Genomic DNA, 15,003 nt, shown 5'->3' on the forward strand with positions numbered 1-15,003 from the left:
GCGGGGGGGCGAAAGCGTGAGCCCGCCGCCGAGCCCGAGCCCGCCGCCCCCGCCACCCACCACGCCGAGGACCCCGCATGACCGCGCCGTTCCGCGAGGCCACGATCGACCTCGCCGCGATCAGCGACAACACCCGGCAGCTGCGCCGGCTCACCGGCGTCGAGGTGATCGGCGTCGTGAAGGCCGACGCGTACGGCCACGGGGCGGCGTCCGCCGCAGTGGCGGCGCTCGCCGGCGGCGCGACGCGGCTCGGCGTCGCCACGGTCGAGGAGGCGCTCGAGCTGCGTCGGCAGGGCGTGAACGCGCGGATCCTCGCCTGGCTGCACGCCCCGGGGCGCCGGTTCGACGACGCTGCGGAGGCCGGGGTCGAGCTCGGCATCTCGTCGTTCGAGCAGCTCCAGGCGGCGGCGTCTGCGGGCTCCGGCCGTGATCCGGTCGGCGTGCACCTGAAGTTCGAGACCGGGCTGAGCCGCAACGGCATCGCGCCGGGGGAGGCCGAGCGCGTGCTCGCCGAGGCGGCCCGCCTGGAGCGGATCGGGCGGATCCGCATCGTCGGCCTGTTCAGCCATCTCTCCAATGCGTCCGCGGACGACGACCGAGCGGCCCTTGCCGCCTTCCTGACCTCCTGCGCGGCGGCCGAGTCGCTCGGCATCCACCCTGAGATCCGCCACATCGCCGCCACCGCCGCGGCCATCGACCTGCCCGAGGCGCGGCTCGACGCGGTCCGGATCGGGATCGGGCTGTACGGGCTGAGCCCGTTCGACGACCGCAGTCCGGGCGACCTGGGCCTGCGCCCGGCGATGACGCTGCGCGGTGCGGTCGCGGCCGTGCGCCGCGTGCCCGCCGGGACCGGCGTCTCGTACGGGTACGACCACCGCACCGACGCGGAGACGACGCTCGCGCTCATCCCGCTCGGCTATGCCGACGGCGTGCCGCGGCAGGCGTCGGGGCGCGGACCCGTGCAGATCGGCGGGCGGCGCTTCACGGTCGCGGGCCGGGTCGCGATGGACCAGTTCGTCGTCGATGTCGGAGACGCGCCGGTCGCGGTCGGCGACGAGGCGGTGCTGTTCGGCGACCAGACGCTCGGGCTCCCCTCGGCGACCGAGTGGGCGGACGCGGCCGGCACGATCAACTACGAGATCGTGACCAGGATCGGATCCCGGGTGCCGCGCCGGAGCGTGTCGTGACGGCGCTGGACGACCTCGTCGGACGACACGAGGTGCCCACTGCCGCGGCGATGGAGGAGCTCGGCCACACGATCGGCGCCGACCTCGTCGCGGGCGACGTGCTGATCCTGACCGGCCTGCTCGGCGCAGGCAAGACCACCTTCACCCGGGGGCTCGCGGAAGGCCTCGGCGTCCGCGGACCGGTGCAGAGCCCGACGTTCGTGATCGCGCGCACGCACCCTTCGCTGGTCGGGCGCGCGCCGCTCGTGCACGTGGACGCGTACCGGCTCGGATCCGCCGCGGAGCTCGATGACCTCGACATCGACGTGCCGGGATCCGTGGTCGTGGTCGAGTGGGGCCGCGGCATGGCCGAGGAGCTCGCCGATTCGTGTTGGGACATCGAGCTGGAGCGTCCGGTCGGCGCGGCCGAGGATGCGGGCACGCCCGACGACGAGCTCGACGCCGACCTGCCCCGCATCGTGACGATCACCCGTGCGGGTGCCGCCACGGCAGGGCGCTGACGCCCCCTCAGCAGGGCGCTGACGCCCGCCGCGACGACGCCGACCCTCCCCGAATCCGCGAACTGAGTAGAATCCGACGCAGGGGGGCCCGCTCGACGCGGGGCGATGCGCACGAATGAAGAGCCGTACATGACCGACACCGCGACCCGCACGGCGGTGATCATCGAGGACGATCCGGACGTCCGCTCGCTGCTGGACGAGGTGTTCCAGGCGGCGGGGTTCCGCACGGTGCTGGCCGGATCCGGCCTCGAGGGCGTCTCGGCCGTCGCCGCGCACGACCCGGTCATCACGACCCTCGACATCAACCTGCCCGGCATCGACGGGTTCGAGGCCGCACGCCGGATCCGCCAGACGAGCGCGACGTTCATCATCATGCTCTCCGCGCTCGGTGAGGAGTCCGACGTGGTGCTCGGCCTGACCTCGGGCGCCGATGAATACCTCGTCAAGCCCTTCCGTCCGCGGGAGCTGCGCGCGCGGATCGAGGCGCTGCTGCGCCGCGAGCGCACCGAGACGCCGAGCGCACGGGCGGCGGCGACGAGGCACGTGGTGACCGCGTCCGCGGGGAGCTCCGCCGTGCCGCCGGCCCGCGCCGCGCCCGCGCGCAACCCGACCGCCGCGATCGGGCTGCCGCCGTCTGCGGCCGACTCCGCGGCCGGGGCGCCGTGGCTCGCCCACAGTGACATCCGCCTCGATCCGGTCACGCACATCGTGCTCGTGGCGCAGCAGGAGGTCGAGCTCACGCCGACCGAGTTCGCGCTGCTCGCGACGCTGCTCGAATCCCAGCGCCGGGTGCGCAGCAAGTCGGAGCTGACGCTCGTGCTGCGCGGCGACGCGTTCGGCACGGCCTACACCGTCGGCGAGGCGGACAAGCGCTCGATCGAGACGCACATGGCGAACCTGCGCCGCAAGATCGGCGACAGCACGGCCGAGCCGCGCTACATAGAGACGGTGCGCGGGGTGGGGTATCGCCTCACCCCACGCACCAACGGAACGTCGTCCCCAGACTGACGTTCTCATCTCATGTCTGCGAGCCCGTTCTTCTCGCATCCGGAGCGGAACCCCACTTCCGGCTCCGTCCCCCCGCTCGCACGCCGTTACGGGTCCGACGTCTCGCGGGAGTAGAAGGCGGCACCCCCGAACGGATCCTGCGTCTCGGGGGGTGAGGCGAGAATCCGGTGAGGGTGTTCGCCTTCCACCCGCGATGCTACGAGGCCGCGCGCGGATGTGCGATGGTCTTGAGTACCTCTTTGGATAATCTTGCGGAAGAGCTGAGCAAGGAGGCGCGCCGTGTCACGAAGGGCATCGATCTGGCGTTGGCAGCTCATCTACACCGGCACCGTGGTCGCCGTCGCCGTGCTGATCACGGCACTGAAACCCAGCGTGTTCGCGATACCGCTGTTCACCATGGGACTGCTGATCACGATCCTGACCACGATCGCGGTGCTGCTGCTGCCCTGGGACCGGATCCCGGCCGGCGCGGTGCTGGTGGTGCCGCTGATGGACATCGTCGCGATCGGCCTGACCACCGAGGTGCCGGACATCCGGCTCAGCTTCCTCTGGGTGATCCCGATCACCTGGATCGCCACCTACTACACGATGAGCGCCGTGGTCGCCGCGATCGCGCTGAGCGCGGCCAGCCTGCTCACGGTCGGCAGCCAGACCGGCACCATCTCCGACGTCGTGCTGCGCATGCTCATCACCGCGCTCGCGCTCGGGTTCCTCGGCGCCACGATCCGCCTGGGCATGCGTCGGTCACGCGCCGCGCGCCGGCTGCTGCGGCGCCGATCCGAGCAGATCAACCAGGCCGCCCAGCGGGCCGAGACGCATGAGCGCAGAGTGACCCAGATCATCGACGCCCTCGACACCGCGCTCGTGGCCGTCGGCGCGGACGGCGGCATCCTCAAGATGAACGACGCCTACCGCCGGCTGTACGGGTGGGGCGCCTTCGCCGGCGCGCTGCCCGCCCCCGCGGTGGAGTACGACGATCGCGAGGGAGAGCCGATCCCGGTCGAGCGGACGGTGCTGTCGCGTGCCGCGCGCGGCGAGGTGCTGACCGGCGAGCGGGTGTGGCTGTACGACGCGACCGGCGCCTGGCGGGCGCTTGAGGTGCGTGTCCAGCCCATCGCGAGCGCGGTCGGCGAGGGCGGTGTCGCCCTCGTCCTGATCGACGATGTCACCGCGGTCCTGCAGCTCGCGGAGGAGCGGCGCATGATGTCGGCGATCCTGAATCACGAACTGCGCAACCCCCTCACGGCGATCGTCGGGCACGTCGACCTGCTGCTGGAGCGCGACGATCTGCCGCCTCGGGCCGCGGATCAGCTGCGCATCGTCGCCAGTGCCGGCGAGCGCATGCAGGGGCTGGTGACCACGGCGCTGGACGCGTCCCACCCTCAGCCCCGGGTGCGGTCCGAGCCGGTGGATCTGCGCGCGCTGGTGCAGGCGTCGGTGTCGTCCTTCCTGCCCACCGCCACGGCGAACCGGCTGCAGGTCGACGTGTCGGGGGCGCAGGCCCTGCTCATCCACGGCGATGCGTTCCAGCTCCGCCAGGCGATCGACAACGTCCTCAGCAACGCCGTCAAGTACACCGGCGCCGGCGGATCCATCCGGCTCGCGCTCGACGCCACTGGGGACGGATCCGCGGCGCTCACGATCGAGGACACCGGATCCGGCATGAGCCCGGCCGACCTGGACCGCCTCTTCCAGCCGTATTTCCGCTCCGAGCGCGCGGTCCTCAGCGGGATCCCCGGCACGGGGCTCGGGATGGTCGTCGTGCACGACATCGTGACCGCGCACGGCGGCACGATCGACGTGACCAGCGCGGTGGGCGAGGGCACCACGATGCGCCTGCGCTTTCCCCGTCGAGTAGACAGGATCCCCTCCTCATGATGCATCTCACCGGTCCGGTCGGAATCACCGTGAACCCGTCCGCGACGCTGATCGCACTGGTCAGCCTGGCGACCGCGGTGGTGTTCGGTCTCGCGCTGCTGCCGCGGCCGAGCAGGGCGACCGTGACCTGGTCCACAGGCTTCGGAATCGCGATGATCGCCACCTACGTGTGGGTGGCTGCGACCCAGTTCGACAGCCCGGAGCTGCGGGCGCTGTCGTCGGGCCTGATCGTGTGCTTCGAGCCGCTGCTCTGGGTCGGCGTGCGACTGTACGCGGGCAAGCGCCCGCTCTGGCCGATCTCGGTGCTGTTCGTCCTCGCGGCGCCCACGGCGCTGGTGCTGAGCTCGGCGACCGACCTGTACTCGACCGTGTTCCGCTGCGTCTTCTCCGGGGCCGCCGTGTTCGCCGGCCTGTCGGCCTGGGAGCTGTTCCGGCTCCGGATCCGCGCGCGCGACGTGATCCTGCCGCTCGCCCTGATCTCCTCGGCATTCGTCGTGGTCGCCGTGTTCGGGATCGTCGCGGCGATCGTGGGCATCGGATCCGCACCGGGCGACGAGCTCAGCATGCTCCGCGACATCAACGGCGTGGGCATCCAGCTCACCAGCGTGTGCGCGGCGATCACGATCGTGCTGCTGGTGCGCACGGAGGCCGAACCGCAGGGGCAGGCGCGCGCGAGTGCGGAGCACGACGGGCAGGACGGACTGCGGATCCGGCTCGATCGGGCCCGCCGCCGGGGCGAGACCGACTGGTCCCTGTTCGACATCCGTCTGGACGATCCGGCCGACCTGCTGGAGGCCTCGGGGGCCGTCGTGTTCGCCAGCATCGTCGACGCCTTCCATCTGCATGTCCGCGACGCGCTTCCCGCCGCGACCGCCGTGGTGCGGGTCTCCGACGCGCAGGCGCTCGCGCTGATCCAGGGCGGTGACGAGGCGGCGCAGCATCACCTGCGCGGGCTGCTCGAGCAGGTGTCGACGATCGAGGATGCGGGGCCGCGCGCCTCCGTGCGGGTGTCGGCGAGCGTCGGCTGGGCCGGTGCCCTGGCCGCGGACTACGACCCGGACGCCATGGTGCGTGCGGCCGCCGCCGCGGCCGCGACGGCGCGCGATCGCGGCGGTGATCGGTGGGAGCGCGCAGCGGAAGTGCCGACGGTTACGCTGGAAGAGTGATTCTGGGCGTCGACACCTCACTGGGCACGACCGTCGGTCTGATCGGCCACGACGGGAGCACGCTCGCCGAGGCCGCGAGCGCCCAGCCGCTCGGGCACGCCGAGGTGATCGGCACGCTGCTCGAGCAGGTGCTCGCCGAGGCCGCGGACGCGATGTCACAGGATCCGATCACTCACGTCGCCGCGGGCATGGGGCCAGGACCCTTCACCGGGCTGCGCATCGGGATCGCGGCCGCGCGCACGTTCGCGCTCGGCCGGGGGATTCCGGTCGTCTCCGTGCCGAGTCACCTCGCCGCCGCACTCGCCCTCATCGAGGAGGGCGCGCCCGGCGCTGCAGGTTCCGGATCGCCGTTCGCGATCCTCACCGACGCCCGGCGCCGCGAGACTGCGGTGACCGTGTACGAGGGCATCGACGTGGACGGGATCCCGCACGCGGTCGTCGACACGGTGCTCGTGCCCAGGGACGAGGTCGACGCCCGGCTGGGCGCGCTGCGCCGTATCGAGGTGACCGCGATCTCCGGGGCGGCGCTGGCCCGTGTCGCCCGCCGCGCCCTCGCCGCCGGACGCACGCTCACCGGATCCGAGCCGCTCTACCTGCGCCCACCGGACGCCCGTCCACCCGTCGCGCCGAAACGGGTGGGACTGTGATCCGCACCGCCACCGCCGCAGACCTCGACGCGATCATGCAGATCGAGCGCCGCTCGTTCCCGACCGACGCGTGGAGCGCCGAGCTGATGGCCGTCGAGCTCGCCAGCCCGCACGGCCGCTACGTCGTCGACACCGAGCCGCTCGGCGACGGCGAGCTCATCGTGGGATACGGCGGCGTGCGCGCCCTGCGCGGATCCGGCGACAGCGACATCCAGACCATCGCCCTCGACGCCGCCTACCGCGGGACGGGGCGGGGCAGGGCGCTGCTGCGGGTGCTGCTCGCCGAGGCCGCCGAGCGCGGCGCGCGCGAGGTCTTCCTCGAGGTCCGTGCGGACAATCCGGTCGCTGCGGCGCTATACGCCTCGGAGGGCTTCACCGAGATCGGCCGCCGCGCGGGGTACTACCAGCCCGACGACGTCGACGCGATCATCATGCGGCTCGACCTGGGCGGGGTCGTTGATCCGGTCGCACTGACGGCGAGCCGGCACCCGGGGGAGGATCCGATGGCTGATCAGCCGCTCGTGCTCGGCATCGAGACCAGCTGCGACGAGACCGGGATCGGGATCGTGCGCGGTCGCACCCTGCTGTCCAACACGATCGCCTCGAGCATGGCCGAGCACGCCCGCTACGGCGGGGTCGTGCCCGAGGTCGCGGCGCGCGCGCATCTGGAGGAGCTGCAGCCGTCGATCGAGCGGGCGCTCGCCGAGGCGGGCGTGCGCCTGGAGGAGCTCGACGCCGTCGCGGTGACGAGCGGGCCGGGCCTGGCTGGGGCACTCATGGTCGGCGTCGGCGCCGCGAAGGGCCTCGCCGTCTCGCTCGGCAAGCCCCTCTACGCAGTGAACCACCTCGTCGGGCACATCGCCGCCGACATCCTCACGACGGGCTCCGAGCCTCTCGAGTATCCGACGATCGCGCTGCTCGTCTCCGGCGGGCATACGTCGCTGCTGCACGTGCGGGACCTGACTTCCGATGTCGAGCTGCTCGGCGAGACCGTCGACGACGCGGCGGGGGAGGCGTTCGACAAGGTCGCGCGGATCCTCGGCCTGCCCTACCCCGGCGGCCCCGAGATCGACCGCGCCGCCGCGACCGGGGATCCCACCGCGATCCGGTTCCCGCGGGGGCTGTCCCGGGCGTCCGATCTGGAGAAGCACCGCTACGACTTCTCCTTCTCCGGGCTGAAGACGGCGGTGGCGCGCTGGATCGAGCGGGAGCAGGCCGAGGGGCGCGAGATCCCCGTCGCCGATGTGGCTGCGAGCTTTCGCGAGGCGGTGGTCGACGTGCTGGTGACCAAGGCGCTCGCGGCCTGCGTCGATCGCGGCGTGCCCCGGCTGCTGCTGGGCGGCGGCGTGATCGCGAACCGCCGGCTGCGCGAGGTCGCGCTCGAGCGTGCGGCCGCCGCGGGCGTCACCGTGCGGATCCCGCCGCTGTCGCTGTGCACCGACAACGGCGCGATGATCGCCGCGCTCGCCGCGGAGCTGATCGCGTCGGGGCGACGCCCGTCGACGCTCGCGTTCGGCGCCGACTCCACGCTGCCGGTGACCGAGATCCAGGTCGCAGAGCAGACCGCCGGATCCGTCGCCGGGGTCGGATGATGGCCGCGCAGGAGGCGGATCCGGACCGCTACCATCGCCTGCCGACGGCGCCGACGCCGGTGCGCGTGGAGAGCGGCCCGCAGCTCGACAACGAGGGATCCGTGGTGCAGGACACGGCGTGGGAGCCGACGGTCGGCACCGAGGCGATCCCGGTGGACGAGCCGCGACTGGCGCCGTGGGCGCTGCTCTCCTCGATCGTCGCGCTGTTCGCCTCGCTGTTCGTCGGCTGGGGGATCCCGGTCGCGATCATCTCGGTGATCGCCGCGATCATGTCGCTGCGCCGGCCTCGGGAGAGCCGGGCGATGTGCGTCTGGGCGCTCGTGCTCGGCAGCATCGCCACCCTGTACAGCGCGGGTTGGCTGCTCTGGGCGGCCTACCGGTTCGGCTGGTTCGGATAGCAGCTCATGACGGATGCGGATCGGGAGCGTCGCGCGCTGGAGCGCCGCGCGTACGGCAGGGACGCCGCCGGTCTCACCGCCGCCGAGGCCGCCCGCCTCGCCGCGCTGCGCGGATCCCAGGTCCCCGCCGCGGTCCCTGAGCCTGTCCCGGTCCCTGAGCCTGTCCCGGTCCCTGAGCCTGTCGAAGGGACCTCGCCCTCGTCTCGCCAGCCCGCCCCGACCCCCACCACCCCGCTCGCCCGCTTCCGCCTCGCGATCCGCGCCTGGCTGGCAACGGGCGGCTGGAAGCGTCCGCGCTACGTGATCGGCACGGTCGTCGCCCTCCTCCTCATCGGCATCGCCATCGGCGTCTCCATCCCGCGGCCGCCCGACGTCGGGATCGCTCTGCGCGCCGGCGAGGCCGAACGTCGCGACAAGGTCGTGAGCGCCGAGGACTACGATCCCGGTTCCGTCGCTCTGCTGGCTCGGTCCGGTCCGGCCCTGCTCTGGTTCGCATCGCGGGGTCGCGGCGCGTTGCTGTGTGCGGTGCTCGACGTGCCGCGCTCTCCGCCGCAGAGTCAGTGTGCCGTGCGCTCGGAGATCCAGGCGCAGCCGGTGGGCGTCATGAGTCAGGATTCCCCGGGCATCGGGGGGTCCGTGTTCGGCTACCAGGGCTCGGTCGCGCTGTCCGGAGGGGGAGTGCCGGTCGGCTATGTGCAGCGCTGGACGTCTCGCATCGACCCCGAACCGGGCCTCGGTCCCGAGGAGACGGCTGCCTGGAGGCGGGTCACGAGCGAGAACGGGTTCCAGCACACGGCCGTCGCCGGGCGCGTCGGGCAGATCCCGGTCTGGCTCGGATACGGCGCACAGGGGGAGATCTGCCTGGTGGTCGAAGACGGCGGTGCACACAAGGTGTGCAGCACGCAGAACGCCGCGACCAGGAGCGCCGTCACGGGCGATGCGTCGCCGAGCCTGAGCCTGGACCTGCCCGCGACAGGGGAGCACGCCGCCTACCGGCTCGATTACTGGTCCGGGTTCTCCTCGTATCTCGTGATCACGGCGGATCCGGCGCCGGCGCCGACACCCGCGCCGTTCGGCCTGAAGCCGACGTCCTGAACCCGGCTCACACCCGGTCGGCGAGGATCGCGTGCCGCTTGTCGCCGATGCGCACGAGGATCAGCGTCGCCTCGGCGGAACCACGCAGTGCGAGCTTCTTGCGGAACGCGGCCGGATCCACATCCACCCCGCGCTTCTTGATCTCCAGGCGTCCGATTCCCGCCTTCTTCAGGGCGGATCCGATCACCTTCGGATTCATCGGCAGCACCTCGCGCACGCGGAACGACGCGGCGAACGGGCTGTCGGCGGGCGTCTCGGAGGTCAGGTACGCGATATGCGGATCGAGCATGCCGGCGTCGAGGCTCCGCGCGAGGTCGCCGATGAGGCGGGCGCGGATCACGGCGCCGTCCGGTTCGTGCAGGTAGGCGCCGAGCGGGCGGACCTCCGCGTCCTCGGTGTCGGCGGGCGCGGTCAGCTCGTGTGTGCGGCCGCCGCGGATCACCAGAGCCGCCCGGCGCACGTCCTCACGTGCGAGGATCCCGGACCACAGCACGAGCTCGACGACGTCGCCGTCGGCGCTCACCCACTGCGCTTCGACATCGGCGGGGATCGCGTCGCGGTCGTGTGCGGGGCCGAGCTTGATGCCGGTCGGGATGCGCTCGGCGAGCGCGAAAGCCCACTCGAGCGAGGGGGAGTAGTCGTCGGCCGTGACTCGTCGTGTCTCGGTGTGCCCGGCGGTGCGGCGCGCCGGATCCAGCCACACGCCCTCCGCGGGTTCGTCGTGCCCGGAGTCGTCGAGCGAGGAGGGGCTGTCGGGCGCCCCTGTTTCGGGGTCGTTGAGCGAGGACGCCGCAGGCGACCGAGACGAAACGCCGTCTCCCCCCGCACCCGGCGCCGCGTCCTCCGCGAAGCCGTGCCGCACCTCGACGTCCGACCCGAACGGGGCGAGATTGAACGCCGCGAGTGCCGCCGTCACCTCGTCCGCGTCGACGGCCGTCACCCGGATCCCTGCGCCGGCGAACGCGAGCGCGTCGCCCCCGATCCCGCAACCGAGATCCGAGACCTGCGTGATCCCGGCCGCACGGAACCGGCCCGCGTGCCTCGCGGCGACTCCGAGCCGCGTGGCCTGCTCGAGCCCTGCGCGGGTGAACAGCATCCGATCCGCGAACTCGCCGAACTTCGCTGCGGCCTTCGTGCGCAACCGCGCCTGTCCGACGACGGCCGCCACGAACTCGGGGGAGTGCCCCTCGGCCCGCAGTCGCATGACCGCGCGGGCGGCGGCGTCGGTGGACCCGATCGGCCCGAGCGTGTCGAGCATCCGCAGCGCCTCGGGCGTGAGCAGGGTTCGCAGTTCGCTCATATCCACGCGGTCCAGGCTATCGACGTCGCGGCTCTGCCCGACGCGGACGGAGGGCACGTGAGCACGACCACGGCGGTGGAACAGGACGAATGGGTGCGCCGGATCGGCCCCGAGGCGGCGAAACTGCGGCGCCAGCGCGGGAAGCTGATCGTGTGGGCGTGGTGCCTGCTGCCGGTCGGTGTGGCGATCTATGTCGCGTTCATCGCGATCATAGTCGGGGCCGCGAGCCGCCGTTCGGGAGTGGACATCGGCATGGTTCTGCTTCTGGTGTTCCTCGGCGCCTTCGCGTTCTTGGGCGTCGTCTTCTGCGCCGCGCTTGCGAGCAGCAGCCGCCTGCGGATGGAGGGGGCGGCGTGGCGCGTCCTGCAGCCGCAGGTTCCGGGGATCATCGCTTACGAGCTCGGCAGGCAGCTGCGCAGCGCGAGTCGCTTCGACCGTTGGGCGCGGGAGCACGGTGTCATCGCGCCGGCTTCGAGCCCGGACGGTGTGCCGGATCCGAGTCGCGTCGTCGCACCCTGGAGCCCGGATACGACCCGGCGGATCCTTCCCGGGCCCACGGCGCAGGGGGTCTCCCGCGTGACCGTGTTTCCGCTGGCCGGTTTCCTGGTGCTGTGCCTGTGCGGCTCGATCCTGGGTCTCAACGGGATCCGCGGCGTCCTCGGGGCCAGCGTCTTCGCAGCTGGTGCGCTGTGCCTGCTCGCGGCAGGGGTCTGCGCGGTGTGGGGTCTCGCGCGACGTGGCACCGAGTATCGGCATGGGTACATCACCGCGGTGTCGAAGACGCGGTCAGGGAGCATCGTGGACGTCCGCACCGGAGCCGATCTGGTGGATCCGAAGACCGGTGTGGTGATCCGCGCCGCCGGTGCCCCCGCGATCACCAGCCCGACGTACCGGGAGCGCATCCGGGCGATCCGCGCCGCGCACCCCGGCACAAAGGGGGAGCGTCTGCGCTGACGCGATCCGTTCCCGCACCGACACCCTCGGCTGGCACTCGCATTGCATGAGTGCCAGCGTTGTGCCTAGACTGTTGTTAGCACTCTCGGGCTGAGGGTGCTAACCAGACTTGAACCGTCGAGAAAGAGGTAGACCGTGTCGGTTTCCATCAAGCCGCTCGAGGACCGCATCGTCATCAAGCAGGTCGAGGCCGAGCAGACCACCGCGAGTGGCCTGGTCATCCCTGACACTGCCAAGGAGAAGCCCCAGGAGGGCGAGGTCGTGGCCGTGGGCCCCGGCCGCATCGACGACAACGGCAACCGCGTGCCGCTCGACGTCGCCGTCGGCGACCGCGTGCTGTACAGCAAGTACGGCGGCACCGAGGTGAAGTTCGGTGCAGACGAGTTCCTCGTGCTCTCCGCCCGCGACGTGCTCGCCGTGGTCGTGCGCTGACCTCGCAGCACTTTCGCACGAAGGGTCCGGATGCCTCGCGCATCCGGACCCTTCGTCGTCCCCGCCCCTCATATACGAGTCGTCCCCGCCAGCGGAGCCCAGGGGATGCGCTGACGGGGACGACGGTGAGGTATCGGGGGCCGCGATCCTATGTCCCCGCCCGGCCATAGGGTGGACCGGTGAACTCCACCCCGCGCAGCGCCCAGACGGTCGGCGTCGCCTCCGCGATCGGCGCCTACCTGCTGTGGGGCGTGCTGCCGCTGTACTTCCTGCTGCTCAGCCCGACCGGACCGTGGGAACTCGTCGCCTGGCGGGTCGCGCTCTCGTTCGTGTTCTGCCTGATCCTGCTCGCGATCACGCGCGGCTGGAAGCCGCTGCTCGTGATCATCCACCAGCCGCGGCTGCTCGCGCTGACGGCCCTGGCCGGCGTGCTGATCTACATCAACTGGCAGGTGTTCGTCCTCGCCACGCTCGACGGCCAGATCGTCGAGACCAGCCTGGGCTACTTCATCAACCCGATCGGGACGATGCTGCTCGGCGTGTTCGTGCTGCACGAGAAGCTGCGCCGGCTGCAGTGGGTCGCGATCGGGATCGCCACGGTCGCCGTGCTCGTGATCGTTTTCGCGCACGGCGGGTTCCCCTGGATCGCGCTGTCGCTGACGGCCTCGTTCGGCATCTACGGCCTCGTCAAGAAGAAGATCGGCCCTTCGGTCGACGCGATCAGCGGCCTCACCCTGGAATCGTTCTGGCTGCTGCCGATCGCCGCCGTGCAGCTCGTCGTGGTCGGCCTGACGACCGGTCTCACGATGGGCCAGAACGGCGCGCTGCATGCGAGCCTGCTGGCGTTCGCCGGGGTCGCGACCGCGGTCCCGCTGCTGCTGTTCGCGGCGGGGACCCGACGGATCGGGCTGACCGTGATCGGCATGATCCAGTTCATCACCCCGGTCATGCAGTTCCTCGTCGGCGTGCTCATCATGCACGAGGAGATGCTCGCCGCCCGCTGGATCGGGTTCGCGATCGTGTGGGTCGCGATCGCGGTGTTCCTCGTCGATCTGGCACTCGCCGCCCGCCGCTTCAGATCCAGCGCGGGCGCGGTGGACGAGCACAATCCCGGCACCGACACCATCCCTGTGCCCTGATCCTCTGCGGGTTCCCTCGCGCGCTTCCTGGGAATACCGCACCGCTCCCGGCGCTTAGAATCGATACACGCGCGCGAGAGGACCACCCCCACCCATGGAGCAGCACGACCCGTTCGGTTTTGTCGGATTGACCTACGATGACGTCCTGCTCCTGCCGGGGCACACGGACGTGATCCCGAGCGAGGCGGACACCTCCTCCCGGGTGACGCGGCGGATCTCCGTCGCGACGCCGCTGCTGTCCAGCGCGATGGACACCGTGACGGAGGCGCGCATGGCGATCGCGATGGCCCGCGAAGGCGGCATCGGGATCCTGCACCGCAACCTCTCCATCGCCGACCAGGCCTCGCAGGTCGATCGCGTGAAGCGCAGCGAGTCCGGCATGATCACGGATCCGATCACCACGACGCCCGACGCCACGATCGCCGAGGTCGACGCGATGTGCGCGAAGTACCACATCTCCGGGCTGCCGGTGGTCGACCCCGAGGGGCACCTGGTCGGCATCGTCACGAACCGCGACATGCGCTTCGTCTCGGGATCCGCGAAGCAGACCACGCTGGCCCGCGACGTGATGACCCGTGAGGGACTCGTGACCGCACCGGTCGGGGTCCCCGCGGAGCAGGTCATCGCGCTGTTCGCGAAGCATCGCGTCGAGAAGCTGCCGCTCATCGACGACGACGGGAAGCTCGCCGGGCTCATCACGATCAAGGACTTCGACAAGAGCGAGAAGTATCCGCTCGCCACCAAGGACGACAAGGGCCGCCTGCGCGTCGGCGCCGCGATCGGCTTCTTCGGGGACGCCTGGGAGCGCGCGGAGGCGCTGCGCGACAAGGGCGTCGACGTGCTCGTCGTCGACACGGCCAACGGACAGTCCCAGGGCGTGATCGACCTCGTCAAGCGGCTCAAGGCGGATCCGTCCTTCGCCCACATCGACATCATCGGCGGCAACGTCGCCACCCGCGAGGGCGCGCAGGCGCTCGTCGACGCCGGTGTGGACGCCGTCAAGGTCGGCGTCGGCCCCGGCTCGATCTGCACGACGCGCATCGTCGCCGGAGTGGGCGTGCCCCAGGTCACCGCGGTGTACGAGGCGTCGCTCGCCGCGCGCCCGGCCGGCATCCCGGTCATCGCGGACGGCGGCCTGCAGTACTCCGGCGACATCGCCAAGGCTCTCGTCGCGGGTGCCGACGCCGTGATGCTCGGATCCCTCCTCGCCGGCACCGACGAGTCGCCGGGCGAGATCGTGTTCCAGGGCGGCAAGCAGTTCAAGCTGTACCGCGGCATGGGATCCCTCGGCGCGATGCAGACCCGCGGCAAGCAGACGTCCTACTCGAAGGACCGCTACTTCCAGGCGGATGTGCCCAGCGACGACAAGCTCATCCCCGAGGGGATCGAGGGCCAGGTTCCGTACCGCGGCCCGGTCTCGGCCGTCGCGTACCAGCTCGTCGGCGGCCTGCGCCAGTCGATGTTCTATGTCGGCGCTCGCACGATCGAGGAGTTGAAGACCCGCGGCAAGTTCGTCCGCATCACCGCGGCGGGCCTGAAGGAATCGCACCCGCACGACGTGCAGATCGTGGTCGAGGCCCCGAACTACAAGCGCTGACCTCGCCCTCTCGAAGGCCCCGGACGCAGCGACTTCGCCAGCCGCAGCCCCGGGGCCTTCGGCATGCCCCCCGACCGCGAGACTGCAACTGACCCGCGAGACTGCAGCGC

At 71.6% G+C, this 15,003-nt stretch carries 14 protein-coding genes and 1 pseudogene; 14 read left to right on the plus strand and 1 reads right to left on the minus strand.

Annotated features, from left to right (window positions below; genetic code table 11):
* Positions 1 to 77: 77 nt before the first annotated feature.
* The 10 genes and pseudogenes from alr (at position 78) to ABD882_RS10830 (ending at position 9,471) form a co-directional block, all read left to right on the plus strand.
* Positions 78 to 1,187: an alanine racemase gene (gene alr, locus ABD882_RS10785; RefSeq protein ID WP_345186817.1), complete on the plus strand. Its 1,110-nt coding sequence runs from the start codon at positions 78 to 80 to the stop codon at positions 1,185 to 1,187.
* On the plus strand, positions 1,184 to 1,687 hold the full coding sequence (gene tsaE / locus ABD882_RS10790; RefSeq protein WP_345186819.1) for a tRNA (adenosine(37)-N6)-threonylcarbamoyltransferase complex ATPase subunit type 1 TsaE: 504 nt from the start codon (positions 1,184 to 1,186) through the stop codon (positions 1,685 to 1,687). The genes alr and tsaE overlap by 4 nt, the downstream gene beginning before the upstream one ends.
* Positions 1,688 to 1,816: 129 nt before the next feature.
* Positions 1,817 to 2,695 (plus strand): response regulator transcription factor, encoded by an 879-nt coding sequence (locus ABD882_RS10795; RefSeq protein ID WP_345186821.1) that lies wholly within the window; start codon positions 1,817 to 1,819, stop codon positions 2,693 to 2,695.
* Positions 2,696 to 2,974: 279 nt separating this feature from the next.
* A complete protein-coding gene (locus ABD882_RS10800; RefSeq protein WP_345186823.1) occupies positions 2,975 to 4,573 on the plus strand; it encodes a sensor histidine kinase in 1,599 nt (532 codons plus the stop codon).
* The gene (locus tag ABD882_RS10805) at positions 4,570 to 5,739 is read left to right on the plus strand and encodes a hypothetical protein (RefSeq protein WP_345186825.1); all 1,170 of its coding nucleotides are present in this window, start codon (positions 4,570 to 4,572) and stop codon (positions 5,737 to 5,739) included. The genes ABD882_RS10800 and ABD882_RS10805 overlap by 4 nt, the downstream gene beginning before the upstream one ends.
* Positions 5,736 to 6,386 (plus strand): tRNA (adenosine(37)-N6)-threonylcarbamoyltransferase complex dimerization subunit type 1 TsaB, encoded by a 651-nt coding sequence (gene tsaB / locus ABD882_RS10810; RefSeq protein WP_345186827.1) that lies wholly within the window; start codon positions 5,736 to 5,738, stop codon positions 6,384 to 6,386. The genes ABD882_RS10805 and tsaB overlap by 4 nt, the downstream gene beginning before the upstream one ends.
* Positions 6,383 to 6,808 (plus strand): annotated as a pseudogene (rimI, locus tag ABD882_RS10815) (ribosomal protein S18-alanine N-acetyltransferase); the annotation flags it as partial. The gene tsaB and the pseudogene rimI, both read left to right, overlap by 4 nt.
* A gap of 81 nt (positions 6,809 to 6,889) precedes the next feature.
* Positions 6,890 to 7,978: a tRNA (adenosine(37)-N6)-threonylcarbamoyltransferase complex transferase subunit TsaD gene (tsaD, locus tag ABD882_RS10820; RefSeq protein ID WP_345186958.1), complete on the plus strand. Its 1,089-nt coding sequence runs from the start codon at positions 6,890 to 6,892 to the stop codon at positions 7,976 to 7,978.
* Positions 7,975 to 8,376: a hypothetical protein gene (locus ABD882_RS10825; RefSeq protein WP_345186830.1), complete on the plus strand. Its 402-nt coding sequence runs from the start codon at positions 7,975 to 7,977 to the stop codon at positions 8,374 to 8,376. Before tsaD ends, ABD882_RS10825 begins: the two co-directional genes overlap by 4 nt.
* Before the next feature lie 6 nt (positions 8,377 to 8,382).
* On the plus strand, positions 8,383 to 9,471 hold the full coding sequence (locus tag ABD882_RS10830) for a hypothetical protein (RefSeq protein ID WP_345186831.1): 1,089 nt from the start codon (positions 8,383 to 8,385) through the stop codon (positions 9,469 to 9,471).
* A gap of 7 nt (positions 9,472 to 9,478) precedes the next feature.
* On the opposite strand, the gene ABD882_RS10835 is transcribed toward ABD882_RS10830, so the two are convergent.
* Positions 9,479 to 10,777 carry a class I SAM-dependent methyltransferase gene (locus ABD882_RS10835; protein WP_345186833.1) on the minus strand — a complete coding sequence of 433 codons (1,299 nt, stop codon included), beginning with the start codon at positions 10,775 to 10,777 and terminating at the stop codon, positions 9,479 to 9,481.
* Between the two features lie 51 nt (positions 10,778 to 10,828).
* On the opposite strand from ABD882_RS10835, the gene ABD882_RS10840 reads away from it, so the two are divergent.
* The 4 genes from ABD882_RS10840 (at position 10,829) to guaB (ending at position 14,893) form a co-directional block, all read left to right on the plus strand.
* Complete coding sequence (locus ABD882_RS10840; protein ID WP_345186835.1) at positions 10,829 to 11,725, plus strand: hypothetical protein; 897 nt, start codon at positions 10,829 to 10,831, stop codon at positions 11,723 to 11,725.
* A gap of 135 nt (positions 11,726 to 11,860) precedes the next feature.
* Complete coding sequence (gene groES, locus ABD882_RS10845) at positions 11,861 to 12,157, plus strand: co-chaperone GroES (RefSeq protein ID WP_017203655.1); 297 nt, start codon at positions 11,861 to 11,863, stop codon at positions 12,155 to 12,157.
* Positions 12,158 to 12,336: 179 nt separating this feature from the next.
* The gene (rarD, locus tag ABD882_RS10850) at positions 12,337 to 13,296 is read left to right on the plus strand and encodes an EamA family transporter RarD (RefSeq protein WP_345186837.1); all 960 of its coding nucleotides are present in this window, start codon (positions 12,337 to 12,339) and stop codon (positions 13,294 to 13,296) included.
* A 94-nt stretch (positions 13,297 to 13,390) separates the two neighbouring features.
* On the plus strand, positions 13,391 to 14,893 hold the full coding sequence (gene guaB, locus ABD882_RS10855) for an IMP dehydrogenase (protein WP_345186839.1): 1,503 nt from the start codon (positions 13,391 to 13,393) through the stop codon (positions 14,891 to 14,893).
* Positions 14,894 to 15,003 lie beyond the last annotated feature (110 nt).

The sequence above is a fragment of the Microbacterium panaciterrae genome, from assembly GCF_039541635.1.
GTDB lineage: Bacteria > Actinomycetota > Actinomycetes > Actinomycetales > Microbacteriaceae > Microbacterium > Microbacterium panaciterrae.

Bases quoted from the DNA above. Each gene is read 5' to 3' on its own strand.
- ABD882_RS10825 (WP_345186830.1), top strand. From the start codon at position 7,975: ATGATGGCCGCGCAGGAGGCGGATCCGGACCGCTACCATCGCCTGCCG.
- guaB (WP_345186839.1), top strand. From the start codon at position 13,391: ATGGAGCAGCACGACCCGTTCGGTTTTGTCGGATTGACCTACGATGAC.
- ABD882_RS10795 (WP_345186821.1), top strand. From the start codon at position 1,817: ATGACCGACACCGCGACCCGCACGGCGGTGATCATCGAGGACGATCCG.
- tsaD (WP_345186958.1), top strand. From the start codon at position 6,890: ATGGCTGATCAGCCGCTCGTGCTCGGCATCGAGACCAGCTGCGACGAG.
- alr (WP_345186817.1), top strand. From the start codon at position 78: ATGACCGCGCCGTTCCGCGAGGCCACGATCGACCTCGCCGCGATCAGC.
- ABD882_RS10805 (WP_345186825.1), top strand. From the start codon at position 4,570: ATGATGCATCTCACCGGTCCGGTCGGAATCACCGTGAACCCGTCCGCG.
- ABD882_RS10830 (WP_345186831.1), top strand. From the start codon at position 8,383: ATGACGGATGCGGATCGGGAGCGTCGCGCGCTGGAGCGCCGCGCGTAC.